The 19,684-nt window shown below is 58.2% G+C and carries 17 protein-coding genes; 12 read left to right on the top strand and 5 right to left on the bottom strand.

The window, feature by feature from the left end:
- Positions 1 to 161 precede the first annotated feature (161 nt).
- Positions 162 to 1,508, bottom strand: coding sequence for an MFS transporter (locus E3O56_RS09575; protein WP_103733472.1), 1,347 nt, complete (start codon positions 1,506 to 1,508; stop codon positions 162 to 164).
- Positions 1,509 to 1,760: 252 nt separating this feature from the next.
- On the opposite strand from E3O56_RS09575, the gene E3O56_RS09570 reads away from it, so the two are divergent.
- Positions 1,761 to 2,129 (top strand): YkgJ family cysteine cluster protein, encoded by a 369-nt coding sequence (locus E3O56_RS09570; protein ID WP_032803342.1) that lies wholly within the window; start codon positions 1,761 to 1,763, stop codon positions 2,127 to 2,129.
- Between the two features lie 138 nt (positions 2,130 to 2,267).
- The gene (locus tag E3O56_RS09565; RefSeq protein ID WP_248128224.1) at positions 2,268 to 4,532 is read left to right on the top strand and encodes a bifunctional diguanylate cyclase/phosphodiesterase; all 2,265 of its coding nucleotides are present in this window, start codon (positions 2,268 to 2,270) and stop codon (positions 4,530 to 4,532) included.
- Between the two features lie 218 nt (positions 4,533 to 4,750).
- Here E3O56_RS09565 and E3O56_RS09560 read toward each other — a convergent pair whose 3' ends face one another.
- The gene (locus E3O56_RS09560; RefSeq protein ID WP_248128131.1) at positions 4,751 to 8,947 is read right to left on the bottom strand and encodes a DUF6543 domain-containing protein; all 4,197 of its coding nucleotides are present in this window, start codon (positions 8,945 to 8,947) and stop codon (positions 4,751 to 4,753) included.
- Between the two features lie 259 nt (positions 8,948 to 9,206).
- Positions 9,207 to 9,512: a DUF2288 domain-containing protein gene (locus E3O56_RS09555; RefSeq protein ID WP_103733469.1), complete on the bottom strand. Its 306-nt coding sequence runs from the start codon at positions 9,510 to 9,512 to the stop codon at positions 9,207 to 9,209.
- A 341-nt stretch (positions 9,513 to 9,853) separates the two neighbouring features.
- Between E3O56_RS09555 and E3O56_RS09550 the strand changes: the two genes are divergently transcribed.
- The 9 genes from E3O56_RS09550 (at position 9,854) to E3O56_RS09510 (ending at position 17,543) form a co-directional block, all read left to right on the top strand.
- Positions 9,854 to 10,981, top strand: a complete 1,128-nt coding sequence (locus E3O56_RS09550) for a branched-chain amino acid ABC transporter substrate-binding protein (protein ID WP_032877333.1) — start codon at positions 9,854 to 9,856, stop codon at positions 10,979 to 10,981.
- Positions 10,982 to 11,208: 227 nt separating this feature from the next.
- On the top strand, positions 11,209 to 12,132 hold the full coding sequence (gene livH / locus E3O56_RS09545; protein ID WP_003193535.1) for a high-affinity branched-chain amino acid ABC transporter permease LivH: 924 nt from the start codon (positions 11,209 to 11,211) through the stop codon (positions 12,130 to 12,132).
- On the top strand, positions 12,129 to 13,382 hold the full coding sequence (locus E3O56_RS09540) for a high-affinity branched-chain amino acid ABC transporter permease LivM (protein ID WP_032877334.1): 1,254 nt from the start codon (positions 12,129 to 12,131) through the stop codon (positions 13,380 to 13,382). The genes livH and E3O56_RS09540 overlap by 4 nt, the downstream gene beginning before the upstream one ends.
- Positions 13,379 to 14,146, top strand: coding sequence for a high-affinity branched-chain amino acid ABC transporter ATP-binding protein LivG (gene livG / locus E3O56_RS09535; RefSeq protein WP_005785832.1), 768 nt, complete (start codon positions 13,379 to 13,381; stop codon positions 14,144 to 14,146). The genes E3O56_RS09540 and livG overlap by 4 nt, the downstream gene beginning before the upstream one ends.
- A gap of 1 nt (position 14,147) precedes the next feature.
- Positions 14,148 to 14,849 carry an ABC transporter ATP-binding protein gene (locus tag E3O56_RS09530; protein WP_005785830.1) on the top strand — a complete coding sequence of 234 codons (702 nt, stop codon included), beginning with the start codon at positions 14,148 to 14,150 and terminating at the stop codon, positions 14,847 to 14,849.
- 240 nt (positions 14,850 to 15,089) lie between these two features.
- Positions 15,090 to 15,386, top strand: coding sequence for a DUF2282 domain-containing protein (locus tag E3O56_RS09525; RefSeq protein WP_032877335.1), 297 nt, complete (start codon positions 15,090 to 15,092; stop codon positions 15,384 to 15,386).
- 23 nt (positions 15,387 to 15,409) lie between these two features.
- Positions 15,410 to 16,288: a DUF692 domain-containing protein gene (locus tag E3O56_RS09520; protein ID WP_248128130.1), complete on the top strand. Its 879-nt coding sequence runs from the start codon at positions 15,410 to 15,412 to the stop codon at positions 16,286 to 16,288.
- Positions 16,285 to 17,061, top strand: coding sequence for a DNA-binding domain-containing protein (locus E3O56_RS09515; protein ID WP_248128129.1), 777 nt, complete (start codon positions 16,285 to 16,287; stop codon positions 17,059 to 17,061). Before E3O56_RS09520 ends, E3O56_RS09515 begins: the two co-directional genes overlap by 4 nt.
- Positions 17,058 to 17,543 carry a DoxX family protein gene (locus E3O56_RS09510; RefSeq protein ID WP_103733465.1) on the top strand — a complete coding sequence of 162 codons (486 nt, stop codon included), beginning with the start codon at positions 17,058 to 17,060 and terminating at the stop codon, positions 17,541 to 17,543. The genes E3O56_RS09515 and E3O56_RS09510 overlap by 4 nt, the downstream gene beginning before the upstream one ends.
- Here the strand turns inward: E3O56_RS09510 and E3O56_RS09505 are convergent.
- On the bottom strand, positions 17,540 to 18,448 hold the full coding sequence (locus E3O56_RS09505) for a LysR family transcriptional regulator (RefSeq protein WP_248128128.1): 909 nt from the start codon (positions 18,446 to 18,448) through the stop codon (positions 17,540 to 17,542). The two genes, E3O56_RS09510 and E3O56_RS09505, sit on opposite strands and share 4 nt — an antisense overlap.
- A 105-nt stretch (positions 18,449 to 18,553) precedes the next feature.
- On the opposite strand from E3O56_RS09505, the gene E3O56_RS09500 reads away from it, so the two are divergent.
- Positions 18,554 to 19,153: a short chain dehydrogenase gene (locus E3O56_RS09500; protein ID WP_122735386.1), complete on the top strand. Its 600-nt coding sequence runs from the start codon at positions 18,554 to 18,556 to the stop codon at positions 19,151 to 19,153.
- A gap of 33 nt (positions 19,154 to 19,186) precedes the next feature.
- Here the strand turns inward: E3O56_RS09500 and E3O56_RS09495 are convergent, their stop codons facing one another.
- On the bottom strand, positions 19,187 to 19,576 hold the full coding sequence (locus E3O56_RS09495; protein WP_248128127.1) for a hypothetical protein: 390 nt from the start codon (positions 19,574 to 19,576) through the stop codon (positions 19,187 to 19,189).
- Positions 19,577 to 19,684: the final 108 nt, after the last annotated feature.

Below are 19,684 nucleotides of genomic sequence, written 5' to 3'. Positions count from 1 at the left end.
CAAATCCATGGCGGATTACGGGCACACCGAGCCCAGGCGAGGTGCCGAGTGGTGGGGCAAGAGCCTTTTTGGTTACTTTTGGGGCTCTTTTCCAAAAGTGACCCGCTGTAAAAGCGGAACCAATAGCAGCCGTTACCGCAGGAATGGATATGTACTCGGTCTCAAGCTGTAGCGGCAGCCGTCGGCACCTCAACCGCACTCAACCCATCCTTCATGCGCTTGGCATCACGCACAAAACTGCGCGAGGCCTGAAACAGAAACAGCATGGTCAAGAACAGCGCCACCGGAATCAGGTACATGGCGTCATGCAACCCCACGGCTTTATACGCCTCAGTCATTTGCTCTGCCCCGGCCGCATACATTGCCGAATGGGCAAAGTGATCGGACAGCGCCCCGACCACCACCGGCCCCATGCCACCGCCGAGCAAATACAGGCCTGCAAAGAATAGCGCCATGGCCGTAGCGCGCAGGCGCGGTTCGACCACGTCCTGGATCGCGGTGTACACGCAGGTATAGAAATTGTAGGCAAACAGCCAGCCCACACTGAACAGCGCGACAAACACGCCAATTTCGATACGCCCGGCATGCAAGGCCCAGGCGGTAGTCACCGTGGAGATGATCAAGCTGCACGCGGCAAACAGCAGACGGCCGTTGGCGACCCGCTGATGGATCTTGTCGGCAATCCAGCCACCCAGGGTCAAGCCCACCAGACCGGTCAAGCCGACGATCACACCGGTGGCGACGGCCGCGTCCTGCAATGGCAGGAGGAAATAGCGTTGCAGCATCGGCACCAGGAACGAGTTGCACGCATACGTGGCAAAGTTAAAGCACAACCCGGCCAGCACCAGCCACAGGAAGGTCGGCACCGCCAGTACGCGGCGGATCGGGCGGTCGACACGCTCCTGGGACACTTGCACGGTTTCCGCCGCGCCGCGTTTAGGCTCTTTGATATAGAACATGAACACCGCCAGGATCATTCCGGGCACGGCGGCGATAAAGAATGGGGCACGCCAGCTATCAAACGCCTTGACCATCGCGCCAATGGTGAAAAACGCCAGCAGCAGCCCCAACGGCAGGCCAAGCATGAAAATCCCCATGGCCCGCGCGCGGCGGTGGGCGGGGAACAGGTCGCCGATCAATGAATTGGCGGCCGGCGCATAGCTGGCTTCCCCGATGCCGATGCCCATGCGCACCAGCAGGAAGGTCCAGAAACTCCCGACCATGCCATTGACCGCCGTCAGCCCGCTCCATGCGAACAGGCCCCAGCCCATCAATTTGCTGCGCGAGCCGGTGTCGGCCAGTCGCCCGAGCGGCAGCCCGGCAATGGCGTAGACGATGGTAAAGGCGGTGCCGATGATACCGAGCTGAAAGTCGCTCAGGTGCCATTCCATGCGGATCGGCTCGATGATGATCGCGGGGATGGTGCGATCGAAAAAGTTGAACAGATTGGCCAGGAACAGCAGGAACAGAATGCGCCAGGCATTCGCCGCTTGGGTCGAGTTCTGCATGGGTCCGTCTCTTTTATTGTTATGAGCGCTACGATGCCCGATGCATCCTGCCCGGTACCTGCAACATAGTCAGCTGAGGCGGGGTTGTCTGTAATGATTCGTAAAGCTGATAGGGCATGATTTCACCCGGTAACACGGGGATTTGTCCCACAAAAATATAAGTGCGCGCCCCCCTTCCCAACGGCCATGGCACGGATAGAATGGCGAGCCTTCCTGTAACACCCCCAACCTACTTTCTTATTGATGACGCCCATGTCCGAAGCCAGTCCGTGTCTGAATTGCGGTGCCTGCTGTTCACACTTTCGCGTGTCTTTCTTTTGGGGTGAGTGCGCCTCATCCGGGGGCACGGTGCCCGATGATCTGGTGGTGCAGATCAACCCGACCCGGGTGGCAATGATCGGCACCGATCAAAAGCCTGCGCGCTGTTGCAGCCTTGAGGGCGAAGTGGGCAAAAGCACCAGTTGCTCGATCTATGCACAACGTTCGAGCCCGTGTCGCGAGTTCGATGCTTCCTGGAGCCAGGGTGTGCAGAACGTTGATTGCGATGCTGCCCGTGCTGCCTTCGGCCTGGCCCCTTTGCAAGCTCCGCCGTTTGAACTGGACCTGCCCATCAGCGCTTAGCACCAAACGCTATGCACAGCATGACAAATTAATTGAGATCAAAATGCCATTACCCATGGCAAATCCCATGAGGCTTCTATACTCGACATGGTAGGTCATCGCCTCTGGCAGTGACGTGGCTCTATGACGGGATACGCTATGGAATGGCTGGGCCAGTATTTTTTCACCGACCTTCCAGACAGCGGGCATTTATTGCTCAATTGCAGTCATAACCCCTTTCTGGTGCTACTGGCGTACCTGGTTGCCTGCGCAGCGGGGTTCGGCACCCTGGACATGGCCGAACGCGTCGGCCATGTAGAAGACCCCACCGCCCGCCGCCACTGGCGCTGGCTGGGTGCGGGCTGCCTGGCGGGCGGGATCTGGTCGACCCATTTCATCAGTATGCTGGCCTTCCAGGCCCCAATCGCCATTCATTACGAATTGCTCACGACGTTTGCCTCGCTGTTGATCGCCCTGATCGCCTCGCTGTTCGCCATGAAAACCCTCAGTCATGCCCATCTGCGTTTGCACCAATACCTGCTGGCTTCGGTATGGATGGGGCTGGGCATCGCGCTGATGCATTACGTGGGCATGGCGGCGATGCGCTCCCAGGCGCAGGTGTACTTTGAATCGCGGTTGTTCATGGCCTCGGTGGCGATTGCCATCGTTGCCAGCCTGGCGGCGTTGCTGCTGTCCAGTTACCTGCGCAACGGTGCCGGGGTGTTTCACCAACTGCTCAAGTACGCCGCCAGCCTGGTTCTTGGCGCGGGGATCCTGAGCATGCACTTCACCGGCATGGCGGCCATGCAAATGTTGGTACCCAGCGGCGCGGACCTGTCATTGCCGGTGGACAACAATCCGATTCAACTGGGCCTGTCGGTGGCGGTGATTACCCTCTTGGTGATCGGCAGCGGTGTCAGCGCAGCCCTGGCAGACAAAAAACTGCAGCACAAGGAACGTGACCTGCGACGCGTCAACGCGCTGCTCAGCGAACTCGATCAGGCCCGTGCCTCACTGCAACAAGTGGCCCATTTTGACGCGTTGACCAACCTGCTCAACCGCCGTGGTTTCAATCAGATCTTCGCGGAGAAAGTTGCAGAAAAAACCCGAAGCCAAGGCATGATGGCGGTGATTTTCCTCGACATTGACCACTTCAAGCGTATCAATGACAGCCTCGGCCATGACGCTGGCGACCAGTTGCTCACGGTGCTGGCGGGGTGTATCAAAGGCTCGATACGTAGCCGTGAGGATGTGGTCGCACGGTTTGGCGGCGATGAGTTCTGCATCCTGATCAATATCCATCACCGCGACGAAGCGCGGCACATGGCCCAGCGCATCATGCAGAAAATGAAAGAACCCATCGAACTGGCCGGCCGCCGCATGGTGATGACTACCAGCATCGGTATCAGCCTTTTCCCCGACGATGGCCAAACCTGCGAAGAACTGCTGAAGACCGCCGACCTGGCGTTGTACCAATCCAAGGACACCGGGCGCAACAGCCTGAACTTCTTCAGTTCCAACCTGAAAACCCGCGCCTCCCTGGAACTGCAACTGGAAGAGGAGCTTCGTGCCGCATTGCGCGCAGGCACCGAACTGGTGTTGTTCTATCAACCAATCTTCGACATGAAACTGGGCAAGGTCACGCGCCTTGAGGCACTGGTGCGCTGGCAACACCCCCAGCATGGGTTGCTGGCCCCGGACCGGTTTATCGGGATCGCCGAGAACAATGGGCTGATCGCCGAGTTGGACCACTGGGTATTGCGCCAGGCCTGTCACGATCTGAGCCTGTTGTCTGACCGGGGCTACACCGAGCTGACCATGGCCGTGAACTGCTCGGCCCTGAACCTGGCGCGGGACGAGCTGGCCGATGAAATCGAAGACGCCCTGCGCTTTGCCGGCGTGGCGGCCAACCGCCTGGAGCTGGAAGTCACCGAAAATGCGCTGATGGGCAATATCAGCAGCACCCTGGCGCTGTTGCGGCAAATCCGCGCCCTGGGGGTCTCCCTGGCGATCGATGATTTCGGCACCGGCTACTCATCCCTGGCCTATCTCAAGCGCCTGCCGCTTAACACCTTGAAGATTGATCGTTCGTTTATCCAGGACATCCCCAAATCCACCGCAGACAGCGAAATCGTCCAGGCGATTATCGGCATGGCCCACACCCTGCACTTGCAGGTGGTGACCGAAGGCGTGGAAACCCAGGCGCAGTTTGAGCTATTGCTCAAGCACGACTGTGACTTCATCCAGGGTTACCTGCTCAGCCCGGCGGTGCCGTTCAACGACATCATCGGTGTGATGCAAGGCATTGCGATGCGCAATCCGCTCTACCCCTTCAGCGTGGAAGGCAATAAAGAGGCCGCTGCCCCCAAAGAACCCGCCGCAGGCCGTATCGGCCCGCCGGCCATCGTCAGGCCAATTCGCTGACGCCGAAGCTTTGGCCTTAGCCATCATTGCTTCTCGCGCCTTGCCCTGCACAACAGCAGACCCGGCGCGGCGGGGAAACTAATTGAGAACGCCCCCAGACCTGCGACGTCTTGTCGCCCCATGAGCAGCGCCCGCTGACCATCCCCCCGACTGGAAGATGATTCATCTCGTATCTGTTTGACCCTCGCGGCATCAAGACCAAACAATCGCGCCGTTATTCAGGAGAGAGAAGCGTCCAACTTTATAATGAACAGTTGAGGAGGCTGTACCCCGTGCCGATTGTGCTGAACCCCTCCGACCAAATTTATCAGTTTGTTCTCTCTCAGCGCTGAACTGACGAGTTCGCTCCTGTTAGTGAAGCTGAAGTAACCTTGAGGTACGCCGAATCTCTCCACCCGTCCTGTGATGAAAGGCTCTGTCACGTCCACGGGATGCAGACAATACAGCGTATCGTCCCCGACCCGCCTGAACAAAAGCGCAGTACCGTCTGCTGTCGAATCAAGAAACTCAGCACGTGCGACCCTGCTCATGACTTCGACCATAAGCGCCCGGAGTGTGACCGGTCCCTGGCGAGTGACGGCTTGATGGTAATAAGGATGAAAACTGTCAGGCTCGAAATCCAAGCGGCGCCAGACTGTTGGTTGAGTCCCCTTATGAGCTCGCCCGATAGGCAATCTGCGATTCGCGCCTCTCGTAGGGCGAGTCAACCCGAGCAGTGACAGAGGGTCACTTACTTGCGATTGGCCCGTGCGCCATACACGTAGCATGTCCACGAACTTGAAATCCTTCTGGTAGAGATTGAACACAGCCCTGGCAACTTGAGTTTGGCTGGTAGATGTCATTTCTGGAAACGCGTCCTGAACGTAAGCAGCAATTGTCTTTTCAAAAGGCCGCCGCTCCAGGACGTGCCAGGCCTTCGTACTGGGGTTGTAGGTTGCGATCATAGGCTGTTCGCCAGGATTGTTTCGCAACATCAACTCGAAACTATCAAAATCGTTATACGAAATGTTCGGGTTTCGAACACCGACTATCTTGTCGTACCAGCGCACATCAAAGGTGGTCCGATAAAAACGATCATCTAACTTAATGAAGGTACCTTCAACCTGAGACCAACCTGCCCCCTCCGTGAAAACGGGTTTGTACTCAAAAACATCGTAGGTGTCCTGCACTTGTTTCAACAACCCGGCTTGAATTTGCTGGCCCCAGGATTTCCACTGGCGGGTCACAATGACACTCGGACGCGCCACAGGCATGGCAACAGGAACCGAGTACGCTGCTTGATCAATACCTTGCAACCGTAGCCTGACCTGATCAAGGGTCGTTACCGAATTAAGGTACTGACGAAATTCAGGGGGAATATCCCGTAAACCGATGGCGTTCCACTGCGACGAGCCGTCTCCCAAACGCCGGACGAAACGAAGTTCCATAGCCCTTTCACGGCCCGCGGGGAAATCAAATGAATCCAGCACCCTGGCAGCCTGCTGCGCATCCAGGTCGGGGTAGAGCCTGGTCAGGTCATCACGCGCCATGCGCGAGTAAAAGCCGCCTCTCAAACCATACTCAGGCGAGCGTATGACCCACTCATTCAAAGTGTTCTGAGCAAGGGGCGGCAGGTGATACTGATATTCAGCCGTTTGACGAGGCCTTTGCAGGCGCCAGGTGCCGGTCCCCGAGGTTTCATCAAAGGTGACCTTGTACCAGTGGTCCTTCTCCTTGAGAAAATGCTGCCCTGGCGTCGAGCCTTTTCCCGGGCGGGTGTAGATCCCTTTGCTTTCCCATCCGGACAGAGGAGTCACATCTTTCGGCGCAGCCTTGAGGGCCATGCTGTGGGGTAATCGCGGGCGTACAGGCGGGGTGAGACGTATCGGAGCAAAGCCCACGGCGCCATCAACCAGGGCTCCGACTGCATACGTGAAAGCCCTCACAAACTCATGTGCCGCTCCGACAGAGTCATCATTTTGCAACGCATCCAGGGCAGCACTCAGCGACATTGCGCTGCGCACCAAGCCGATGACAAAGGTGATTTTGATCGGAAAAACCGCCAGTGCCAATTCCACCAGCCCTTCAACAACGGTCCAGACGCTACGTACATTCGACTCATGGGTGCTGGTGGTCTTGCGATCCGCGTGGGCGATGGCGGCACGAGCTTCGACGTCGTAGGACCACTCGAGAAAGTTCAGACTGATGGGCGATAACGAGACCTCGCTGCGAAAAATCCCCCTTTTGAACGTGTTGCGCAGCCTCGGTAACGCATCACCGTCCATTCTTTCAAACAGGTATTCACGCCATGCCTCATCATTGATGAATTGCTCAAGCAGTTGCATCATGCCGGTGAATTCACGAAATGCCCGACCGTCTTTGGCTCGCGGGGTGTAAAGCACCACAGTGTAGATCTTTGGGTTTCTCGAGATGAAAGCCAACACGCCCCTTACGAGAATGTCACGTACATAGAGCGCCGCCACCACGGCGTTATAACCCTCGACCATTGCCCGCTGACCGTTGTCGGTGGGTTGATCGAGCACGCTTTTAACCAACAGATAACCACGATCTTGCGGGTGCGTTAAATAATCCTTGGCGATCTTGGCCTCAATGGCATCGACCCTGAGCTGTTTGTGCATCACATTGACGAAGTCCTGCTTGAGTAAACGAGCCTCGCTGGATGTCAGTAAACGCGTGTTGAGAAACTCAATGTAGGAGCCGCCGATATCCACGTCACGCACTAGGTCCTTGACTTGCTGGGTGGTCAACTGCGTATAGGGTTCGCCGTAGAGGCTCAAGCGGGACTTGGTTACGAACACCTCATCAAGGTAATCGACATTGACCAACGCCAACTCGGCCAGGCTTTTTATTTGAGTGGAATAGTGGGACTGGCCGGTTTGCGGGTTAGGCCTGGCACCGGGGAAGTAGATGCCCGGCGCAGGGTTTGGCCGACGAATAGTGACCTTGATATCGGAGGGGTCCGTGGTGATGCCATATTGGTCCTCCAGCGCCTGCGTCAATTTTTCATTGCTATAACCCAGTAATGCCTGGTGGTCACCAAACTGTAAAACCGAGGGCACGCCTTCCCCCGTATCGGTACGTTGCAGCTCACGCAAGTAGTCGCGCACCGCCGTCGCCCAGGCCTCTTTATCTGTTTCTGATGCGGTGCTTAAAAATTGATCGAGCTCAGCCTTGGAGCGCTTTGTTTCACGAGCAAGCAGAACATCACTTACGCCGAAGAGCCGCTGCATGTCCGTAGCCAAATTCAAGCTGGCCGGCAATTGGCTGAAGTCGTCGCCTACCCCCCGTTGCTGATAACGGCTTACCTCGAATGCGAAGTCTTCGATCAGCTTTTCGTATTGCGACGCGACACTGGCGCTGAAGACCGATTCGAAGATTTCCTCATAGGCAAAGCACCCCGTGGCGCAGGCTGTGTCACGCTGGGTTGTTGCAGGTTCACAATCTTTGTTTGCCAGCAGTGTAAACAGGCTATCGAACTCGTAGTCGGTGTTTAAACGACGATGCAGCTCCTGATCCAGAAGCGCCAACGAAGGGAATGCCTCCAGCCCTCGATTGGGTGTGAACAACACCACAATGCCCACCCTGGCACCGGGCTCGACACGGCGAGCGACAGGGGTCGCGGGTGAGGTGTTGTTAGCTGATGGCGGATCAGACGGGTCCCGGGACGTCAGCACCAACGCCCCATGCAAGGGCATGTCCGCAGTTGTGCCCTTCAGCGCCAGGGAGTAGCCGACAGGCCGGTGGGGTCTTGTTTGTCGCGCCACAGCATCGGGATACGCCACAAACGCCTCAACCAGCAGCAAGCCATTAGAGTTCAGCGTTCCGTCCCCCCTGAGCAACGTCGCTTCCAGGCTGATTTGCAAACTGCGCGCTAAACCCACGTATTGCTTGTGCGAGCGCGGGTTTGCTGTGGTCACTGCCTTATTCCAGAACGCGTCCAGGCAAGTTTTGTAGGTGGTCTTCAGTGAACCGGCAAGATCATCCAGGAAAGCGTCAAATGCCGCTGGGGTAAGCGACGATGGCAACCCCCGGTCGGCCGCCTCGTCTCGATCGAAGGTAAAGCGTGTACGGCGATTGGCATACGCGGCGGGTTGATTATCGACAACTCGCCTCACCACGGCATCCATCAAGCTGGGGAGTAGCCGGGTCGGCTGATCGGAATCCTGCTCGACCGCCGCGTCACTCGAATCGCTTTTAATGAACACCCGAGAGGCGTCCAAAGGCTTGGCGGTCGAGGGGAATATGGCATTCACTCGCTCGTTTACAAACGATGAAAAGCTCGGCCGCGCACGCAGAACCTGAAGCTTTTTATCGATGCCTTCGAGTTGATTCCGGTAGTGCGCCTTGTAGTCATTATCCTGCGTAGCCCAAAGGCTTGCAGAGGGGGTGGAAGACAAACGTGATGCCAGTTGCATAGTTGAGCCCTTGCTGAAAATTGAATAGTTCAGGGCTCAAAATTACGTTGCTGTCAGTTCGAGTAGGCATCACATACTTACGACGGCGATTCAGTTGTACTCAGTAACAATTAAACTGAGCTGGCGACAGTCACACAACTGTGCCCATGACGTTAACGTCACCCTTACGTGTGACGTTTCTCTACGGCAAAGAGCCATCACGCTACTCGGCTACACACTTTATCTGTCGCCAATGGGCGCCCCAACTCGGTGCTCGCCCTTAGGGCAACGCCCTTTCCTGGATCAGAATCCAAGGCGAGACCACCACCGCCCACAGGCTTGGATCACGCTCCACCAAGTCCAATGCCCGCGTTGCAGACACTTCGCCAAGGCTCCCTGAAGCCAGCCAGGCGGCGACTTTATCACGGTTGTCTTCAGCCATTCCCTCGGCCGCTTCGATCAAATCCAGTCCGGCATCGACCCACAATAGGGCACCCTTGGCGAAGAACGGCTCAAGCTCCTTCCAGGAAATTTCAGCGGTTTCACCGAGCAGCTTGGCATAGAGGGTGCTAGGTTCTTGCGTCATGGGAGTTCACCTGAGTAAAAAATCGGCGCAATCATAGCCTTCTGACTCAGGCAGAAAAACCCAGTAGCAAATGAGGTAGCGATTGAAAGGGCCGGGAAAGCCAGGGAACACCTTGAAAACGGGTGTAAGCCCGCCGCAATTCTGTCTTTTTCTTTCATTTAAGCGACACGCTCAGGTTTTGCCCCCCGTTGCCAGCTTTTCAATTGATCAACCGGCGCTCTACACTGTACCGGTACAGTTGCCAGGGCAATACCGGGGGGATATCCGCGATATCTGATCCGGTTCTGCAGCTCACAAGGCCGCTAGAACTATAAAAAATACAACAGTAAGAGTGGAGCACTATGAATAAGGCTACTAAGCAGATTTCCAAACTGTTTGCCGCTATGGTCCTGGCTGGGGTTGCCGGCCATTCGTTCGCAGCCGACACCATCAAGATCGGCATCGCCGGTCCCAAGACCGGTCCGGTAACGCAATACGGCGACATGCAATTCATGGGTGCCAAGCAAGCCATCAAGGACATCAACGCCAAGGGCGGCGTGGATGGCAAAATGCTTGAAGCCAAGGAATACGACGACGCTTGCGATCCAAAACAAGCGGTCGCCGTAGCCAACAAAGTGGTCAATGACGGTGTCAAGTTCGTAGTCGGTCACCTCTGCTCCAGCTCCACTCAGCCAGCGTCGGATATTTATGAAGACGAAGGCGTCATCATGATTACCCCGGCTGCCACCAGCCCTGAAATCACTTCCCGTGGCTACAAGCTGATTTTCCGCACCATTGGTCTGGACAGCGCACAAGGCCCGGCAGCCGGCAACTACATCGCCGACCACGTGAAACCGAAAATCGTTGCGGTACTGCACGACAAACAGCAGTACGGTGAAGGCATCGCTACCGCCGTGAAAAAGACCCTCGAAGAAAAAGGCACCAAGGTTGCCGTCTTCGAAGGCTTGAACGCCGGCGACAAGGACTTCTCCTCGATCATCCAGAAACTCAAGCAAGCCAACGTCGACTTCGTCTACTACGGCGGCTACCACCCTGAGCTGGGCCTGATCCTGCGCCAGGCCAAGGAAAAAGGCCTGAACGCCAAGTTCATGGGCCCAGAAGGTGTCGGCAACGACTCCATCTCGCAAATCGCCCAGGGCGCTTCCGAAGGCCTGCTGGTGACCCTGCCGAAATCCTTCGACACCGACCCTGCCAACAAAGCCATCGTTGAAGAGTTCACCAAGAACAAGCAGGACCCAACCGGTCCGTTCGTGTTCCCGGCGTACTCCGCGGTTGAAGTCATCGCCGGCGGTATCGCTGCCGCGAAGAGCGAAGACACCGCCAAAGTGGCTGAAGCCATCCACGCCGGCACCTTCAAGACCCCTACCGGCGACCTGAGCTTCGACGCCAAGGGCGACCTGAAGGACTTCAAGTTCGTGGTCTACGAATGGCACTTCGGTAAACCAAAAACCGAAGTTTCCCCTCAGTAAGCCAGGCGTTACTGGTCAACAAGCCCACTGTGCAAGCAGTGGGCTTTGTTTTACGAGGTTTATGGGCCATGTCACCCGCGATCCGGGCGCTGGCTCACCTGAAAATCTTAAAACCGTCACCAGCGGTTCGCTGGCAAACGCTTCGTGCAACCTGGTCACAGAACAGGGCACCGAGCCGGAAATGACTCCACCAGTGAAATGCGTATCGGGTTTTTAGGAGCGCTGTAATGCCTGAGATCTATCATTTTTTCCAACAGCTGGTTAATGGCCTGACCATTGGCAGCACCTATGCCTTGATAGCCATTGGCTACACAATGGTTTACGGCATCATTGGAATGATCAACTTCGCCCATGGCGAGGTATACATGATTGGTTCCTATGTGGCCTTCATCGCCCTTGCCGGGCTGGCCATGATGGGGATCCACTCCCTGCCGCTGTTGATGACCGCTGCGTTCCTGGCATCGATCATCGTGACCAGTGCCTATGGCTACAGTATCGAGCGGGTTGCCTACCGTCCCTTGCGTGGCAGCAACCGTTTGATCCCGCTGATTTCCGCCATCGGCATGTCGATTTTCCTGCAGAACACCGTATTGCTGTCCCAGGACTCCAAGGACAAGTCCATTCCCAACCTGATCCCGGGGAGCATCTCCTTCGGCCCAGGTGGTGCACAAGAAGTGCTGATTTCGTACATGCAGATTCTGGTTTTCGTGGTAACCCTGGTGGCCATGCTGGGCCTGACACTGTTCATTTCCCGCTCCCGTCTGGGGCGCGCCTGCCGGGCCTGCGCCGAAGACATCAAGATGGCCAACCTGCTGGGCATCAACACCAACAACATCATCGCCCTGACCTTCGTCATTGGTGCTGCGCTGGCGGCCGTGGCGGCCGTGTTGCTGAGCATGCAATACGGCGTGATCAACCCCAACGCCGGTTTCCTGGTGGGCCTCAAGGCCTTTACCGCAGCGGTATTGGGCGGCATCGGCAGCATTCCGGGCGCCATGCTCGGCGGGCTGGTGCTGGGTGTGGCCGAAGCCTTTGGCGCCGATATCTTCGGCGACCAGTACAAGGACGTCGTAGCGTTCGGCCTGTTGGTTCTGGTGCTGTTGTTCCGTCCGACCGGCATCCTGGGCCGTCCGGAGGTTGAGAAAGTATGAGCAGATATCTTAAATCGGCGTTTTTCAGCGCCTTGCTGGTATGGGCCGTGGCCTTCCCGGTACTCGGCCTCAAGCTGAGCATTGTCGGCATCAACCTGGAAGTGCATGGCACCGGGCCCGTGACCCTGACCGTCATCGCCTTGTGTTCGGTGCTGATGTTTCTGCGCGTGCTGTTCACCCAGCAGGTCGGTGCCTTGTTCAAGGGCAACCGTGCTCCGTTGGTGTCGCCCAAGGTCAGCCAATTCCTGACCCTGCCGCGCACCCAGCGCTACATCATCATCGGCCTGATTATCGCCGCGCTGATCTGGCCGTTCTTCGGCTCACGCGGTGCGGTCGACATTGCGACGCTGATCCTGATCTACGTGTTGCTGGGCCTGGGCCTGAACATCGTGGTGGGCCTGGCCGGCCTGCTCGACCTTGGTTACGTGGGCTTTTACGCCGTGGGTGCCTACACCTACGCGCTGCTCTCGCACTACCTGGGTTGGAGCTTCTGGATCTGCCTGCCGCTGGCCGGCATGGCGGCCGCTACGTTCGGCTTCCTGCTGGGCTTCCCGGTGCTGCGCCTGCGCGGTGACTACCTGGCCATCGTGACCCTGGGCTTCGGTGAGATCATCCGCCTGTTCCTGCGTAACCTCACCGATATCACCGGTGGGCCCAACGGTATCAGCAGCATTCCCAAGCCAACGTTCTTCGGGCTGTCGTTCGACCGCACCGCCGCTGAAGGTATGCAGACCTTCCACGAGTACTTCGGGATCGCCTACAACCCGGTCAGCAAAGTGGTGTTCCTGTACCTGGTGGCGCTGCTATTGGCGTTGGCGGCACTGTTCGTGATCAACCGTTTGCTGCGCATGCCCATCGGCCGTGCGTGGGAAGCGTTGCGCGAAGATGAAATCGCCTGCCGTGCCCTGGGCCTGAACCCGACCATCATCAAGCTTTCCGCGTTCACCCTGGGCGCCGCGTTCGCCGGTTTCGCCGGCAGCTTCTTCGCTGCGCGCCAGGGCCTGGTTACCCCGGAGTCGTTCACCTTTATCGAGTCGGCGATCATTCTCGCCATCGTGGTATTGGGTGGCATGGGCTCGCAACTGGGCGTGATCCTGGCGGCGATCGTGATGATCCTGCTGCCGGAAATGATGCGTGAGTTCAGCGAATACCGCATGTTGATGTTCGGCGCCATGATGGTGCTGATGATGATCTGGCGCCCTCAAGGCCTGCTGCCCATGCAACGTCCACACATGGAGCTGCGCAAATGAGCCGCGAGATCCTGAAAGTTGAAAACCTGAGCATGCGCTTCGGCGGCTTGCTGGCGGTCAATGGCGTGGCCCTGACCGTGAAAGAGAAACAGGTCGTGGCGCTGATCGGCCCCAACGGTGCCGGCAAGACCACGGTGTTCAACTGCCTCACCGGCTTCTACAAGCCGAGCGGCGGCAGCATCCTGCTGGACGGCCAACCGATCCAGGGCCTGGCGGGTCACGAGATCGCTCGCAAGGGCGTGGTGCGTACCTTCCAGAACGTGCGGTTGTTCAAGGACATGACCGCAGTCGAGAATCTGTTGATCGCCCAGCATCGTCACTTGAACACCAACTTCTTCGCTGGCCTGTTCAAGACCCCAGCGTTCCGCAAGAGCGAGCGCGAGGCCATGGAATACGCGGCGTACTGGCTGGACAAGGTCAACCTGACCGAGTTTGCCAACCGCCCGGCAGGCACCCTCGCCTACGGCCAGCAGCGTCGCCTGGAAATCGCCCGTTGCATGATGACCCGCCCGCGGATCCTCATGCTCGACGAACCTGCCGCGGGCCTGAACCCCAAGGAAACCGAAGACCTCAAGGCGCTGATCAGCGTGCTGCGTGAGGAAAACAACGCCACGGTGCTGTTGATCGAACACGACATGAAACTGGTCATGAGCATTTCCGACCATATTGTGGTGATCAACCAGGGCACGCCGCTGGCCGACGGCACGCCGGAGCAGATCCGCGACAATCCTGAAGTGATCAAAGCCTATCTGGGGGAAGCGTAAAATGTTGCAGTTCGAAAACGTTTCCACGTTCTACGGCAAGATCCAGGCCCTGCACGACGTCAATGTCGAAGTGCGCCAGGGTGAGATCGTCACCCTGATCGGCGCCAACGGTGCCGGCAAATCGACCTTGCTGATGACCCTGTGCGGTTCGCCGCAAGCCTACAGCGGCAGCATCCGCTACATGGGTGAAGAGCTGGTGGGCAGGCACTGCGCCGAAATCATGCGCAAGAGCATTGCCGTGGTACCGGAAGGCCGCCGCGTGTTCTCGCGCCTGACTGTGGAAGAGAACCTGGCCATGGGCGGGTTCTTTACCGACAAGGGCGACTACCAGGAACAGATGGACAAGGTGCTGCACCTGTTCCCCCGCCTCAAGGAACGCTTCAGCCAGCGCGGCGGCACCATGTCGGGCGGCGAGCAGCAAATGCTCGCCATCGGCCGGGCGCTGATGAGCAAGCCCAAGCTGTTGCTGCTGGACGAGCCCTCCCTGGGCCTGGCACCGATCATCATCCAGCAGATCTTCGATATCATCGAACAGCTGCGCAAAGATGGGGTGACGGTGTTTTTGGTGGAGCAAAACGCCAACCAGGCATTGAAAATCGCTGACCGGGCCTACGTGCTGGAAAACGGCCGGGTGGTGATGCAGGGCACTGGCGAGCAACTGCTGACCGATCCGAAAGTGCGCGAGGCATATCTGGGAGGTTAAGACCCGGTTACTGAGTAAACTGGATCTAAATGTGGGAGGGGGCTTGCCCCCGATAACGGTATATCAGTCACATGTCCTGTGCCTGACACACTGTCATCGGGAGCAAGCCCCCTCCCACATTTTGTTTTGCATAAATTTGAAGTTTTTTCGACTGATCTTGTAACGAACTCAATCCCCCTCCCTCTAGTGGTGCAAGCAGGCAATCAAGCCTGCGCATTCAACCACTGCTGGAGACACACCATGACCACCAAACTGTCCGCCGCCACCCTCGTCCTCGCCCTGGGTTCGGCCCTGAGCCTGTCCGCCCTGAGCACCACTGCCCACGCAGCCGATGACATGCAGAAATGCTTCGGCGTGGCTGAAGCCGGCAAGAACGATTGCGCCGCAGGCGCCGGCACCTCTTGCGCCGGCACATCCAAAACCAAGGACCAGGCCAATGCCTGGAAGCTGGTCCCCGCCGGTACCTGCACCAAGACCCCAAGCACCACCTCGCCGACCGGCTTCGGCCAGGAAACCGAATTCACTGCCAAATCCTGAAACCTTGTGCAGCCTGAGTACTGATGATGACGCCTACATCCCCTTACACGGTCTCACCGACTCAGGTGCCCGGCCTGCCCTTGCGGGCCGGGCTGGGGTTGAAGACCGAGCACTTTACCCAAGTGCTTGAGACCGGCCCCGATATCGGTTTTTTTGAAGTACACGCCGAAAACTACATGGTGGCCGGTGGCCCGTTTCATCACTACCTGGGATTGATCCGTGAGCAGTACCCGCTGTCGTTGCACGGCGTGGGCCTGTCCATCGGCGGCGAAGGTGCCCTGGATCGCGAACACCTGGCACGCTTGGCGACGTTGATCGAGCGCTATCAACCCCAGTCTTTTTCCGAACACCTGGCCTGGTCCAGCCACGGCCCGGTGTTTCTCAACGACTTGCTGCCGCTGGCTTACGACGCCACCACCCTGAGCCGAGTGTGCGCACATGTTGACCAGGTGCAGAGCACACTCAAGCGGCCGATGCTGCTGGAGAATCCCTCGACCTACCTGCAGTTCCAGCGCTCTACCCTGGATGAAACCGACTTCATCAGCGAGGTCATCCGCCGTACCGGTTGCGGCCTGCTGCTCGACGTCAACAACGTCTACGTATCCTGCATCAATCACCAGCGCGATCCATCGGCCTACATCGACGCCCTGCCCTTGCACGCAGTGGGGGAGATTCATCTGGCCGGCTTTGCCGAAGACACAGACAGCCTGGGCGACCGCCTGCTGATCGATGACCACGGCGCGCCTATCGATAACGCCGTGTGGCAACTGTACGAGCACGTGCTGGCGCGGACCGGCCCGGTAGCCACGTTGATCGAGCGGGATAACCAGGTGCCGCCCTTCAGCGTATTGCAGGCCGAAGCCCGGCAGGCTGAAAGCTATTTGTCGCAGGTGACCCGATGAGCCTTCAACAGGCATTCGCCCACGCGCTGCTGACGCCGGACGCAACCTGCCCCGAGGAGGTGTTCAGCAGCAACGGGGCCGACCCGGCGAGTCGCTTCGCGGTGTATCGCAATAATGTCCACAGCGCGTTGATAAATGCGCTCGTCGCCGCCTATCCGGTGACGCGGCAACTGGTTGGCGATGAGTTTTTCCACGCCATGGCCAGCCTGTATGTCCAGGCTCACCCGCCCACCAGCCCTTTGATCAGCGAATACGGCAGCACGTTGGCAGCGTTTATCCAGCGCTTCGAACCGGCCTCAAGCGTGCCATACCTGGCAGATATCGCTCGGCTGGAGCGCCTGCGGGTTCGGGCTTATCACGCGTCGGATCGCCAGGCACTGGATCAGCACAGCGTGCTCCAGCAACTGCAAGGCTGCGCGCAGCTGGGGCAATTGCGGGTGCGACTGCATCCATCCCTCGAAACATTGGAATCTCCCTACGCGATCGTGTCGGTTTGGGCTGCGCACCAGACCGACGGGGTTATCGCCACCTTGAACCCATGGTACGCCCAAGGCGCGCTGGTCCTGCGCCACGGGTTGGCGGTCAAGGTGTTCGCCATCGACAGCGGCTCGGTGACGTTTATCAACCGCCTCAACCAAGGCGCCGGGCTGGAGTTGGCCATCGCTGACGCCCTTGAAGCCTCAGCCGAATTCGACTTGCACCAATGTCTCACGCTGCTGATCAGCCACGACGCCATTACTCATTTGCATCTGCCACCCAAGGTATCGCCATGAACACTCCCGCTCCGTGCCTGATAAAGCGAACCGTCGCACTGTTTGAAAAAATCCCCTACAGCCTGATCGCGTTTATTGCGCGCTTCTCCATTGCCGCAGTGTTCTGGAAATCCGGGCAGACCAAGGTCGAAGGCTTTGCCATTGACGTGATCAGCGGCACATTCCAAGTCGGTGAACCCAAGCTCGCCGCCTCGACACTCTGGTTGTTTCGCAGCGAATATCAGTTGCCCCTGGTGCCGCCGGAGGTGGCCGCGTACCTGGCAACCTTTGCCGAGCACTTTTTCCCGGTATTGATCCTGCTGGGGTTTGCCACACGCTTCTCGGCCCTGGCCCTGATCGGCATGACCTTGACCATTCAGTTGTTCGTCTACCCTGACGCCTACCCCACGCACGGCACCTGGCTCGCGCTGTTGTTGCTGTTGCTCGCCAAGGGGCCAGGCCGCTTGTCCATCGACCACCTGATGGCCCGTCGCTTGCGTTAAAGCCGATCCAGCGCCTCGCCGCTGCGCCGGAACCAATCCACCAGGTAATCGACCAGCACCTGGGTGCGTCTCGGCAGGCCACCCTGGTAGGGATGAACCAGGTACATCGGCATTCGGCGTGTCTGATAGTCGCGCAGGATCCAGCGCAATCGCCCCTCGGCCAACTCCGTCGGCAACACGTAGGACGGCAGGCGGGCGATACCGGCGCCCACCAGGGCGGCTTTTTTCAGCAGGTTGTAATGGTTGGAGGCAAACGTGCCGCTCACCCGCACTCGCAGTAATTCATGCTGCTGGTGATACAACCACTCCTCACGACCGCTGTAGTGACTGTTGAGCAAGCAGCTGTGCGTCGACAGGTCCGCCGGGGTCAGCGGTTCCCCATGCTGCTCCAGATACGCCGGGCTGGCGCAGGTCACCTCGTGCCAGGCCAGTAAAGGCTTGGCGACCAGGCGTTCATTTTCGATGGCAGCCGCGCGCACGCCCAAGTCAAAGCCATCGCGCGCCAAGTCTCGGTAGCTGTTGTTAAGCTCCAGCTCGATCTGCACCTGCGGATATTGCCGGGAAAACTCCAGCAACAAGCCATCGAAGAAGGTTTCGCCCAGCGACACCGGCACGGTCATACGCACAGGGCCGGCCAAATCATCCTTGAGCCGCGCCAACGCCTGCCGCGCGCGTTCTACCTGTACCACCAGCGCTTGTGCCTGGGGCAGCAACGCCGCGCCGGCCGCGGTGAGGCTGAGCTTGCGGGTGGTGCGGTGCAACAGCACCACGGCAAACTGCGCTTCCAACTGGCTGATGCGCTTGGACAACTGCCCTTTGCTGCAGCCCAGCTGTTCGGCCGCCACGGTGAAACTGCCCGCTTCGATCAGCACAGCAAAGGCTGCCAGATCATCCATTTCGCTCATGGATTGTTTCCATTTGAAAACCAAAGGTTGCCTATTAGCGCGTTTATTCGCCTGAAAAGCCACACTAGACTGGACCTTCAGTTAACCCCCTGGAGGAACAGCACGATGAAAATCCTATTGATTGGTGCCAGCGGCACCATAGGTTCAGCGGTCAAGGCAGAGTTGGCGCAACGCCACGAAGTGATCAGCATCGGCCGTACCAGCGGCGACTTCCAGGTGGACATCAGCGATAGCGCCTCGATACGCAGGCTGTTCGAGCAGACCGGCAAGTTCGACGCTCTGATCTGCGCCGCAGGCAGTGTGAACTTCGTGGCACTGGGAGAGATGAGCGACAGCGATTTCGAACTGGGCCTGCGTGACAAGCTGATGGGCCAGGTCAACCTGCTGCTGATCGGACGCGAATACGCCAATGACGGTGCCTCGTTTACGTTCACCAGCGGCATTCTCAACCGCGACCCGATCCGTACCGGTGCCTCGGCCGCGCTGGTCAACGGCGCGCTGGATGCCTTTGTCAAAGCCGCGGCGATCGAGTTGCCACGGGGCTTGCGTGTCAATTCGGTGAGCCCGACAGTGCTGCTGGAAGCCATGGGCAGCTACGCTCCATACTTTCGTGGGTACAAACCGGTGCCTGGTGCAGATGTGGCGTTGGCCTACGCGAAGAGTGTCGAGGGCTTGCAGACAGGGCAGACCTTTATCGTGGGCTGACCTGCCAAAGAAGGTTCTCGGTACCTGCCACCTTTAGTGCAGGTACCGAGTTGCCCATTCCGCAGCCAAGTCTTTGGGCACGGCTACTCTGAAGCTGCCCCCCATAATCCCTTGAACGTGGCTGGTGTATAAACGGCGACCATCGATATAAAGCGTCATCTGCTTTCCGTAGGTCAGCGTGGTAATGGCTGTGGTACGCGCCTTGGCCTCTTCGCTTAACGTAATGCTGGCCGATACGGTATCCGCATTCAGATTGTGGATACTCTTGAGTTCAAGCGAGATCTCGGTGAAGTCATTAGCCGACCAATACTCCAACCTCGCGGCGTCCTCAGCAAACACCGAAACGCTGGCAAACAGCAGTCCATATGCGCTCCATTTATTTGTCATCGCAACGCTCCCAGGCAAAGTCATCAACCCTTGCATACCGCCCCCCGTCCTTGCATCAGTAAAGGCTTAAAGGCTGACGTATGCCGCAGGTATTGGTTTCGAGCTGTTTACAGACTTGTGGTGCGACGCGAGGCTGCGTAACGT

It is taken from the genome of Pseudomonas sp. W2Aug9, assembly GCF_023127755.1.
Classification (GTDB): Bacteria; Pseudomonadota; Gammaproteobacteria; order Pseudomonadales; family Pseudomonadaceae; genus Aquipseudomonas; species Aquipseudomonas synxantha_A.
Note: the sequence above shows the minus strand (reverse complement) of the source record. Positions and strands in the feature narration are given on the sequence as shown.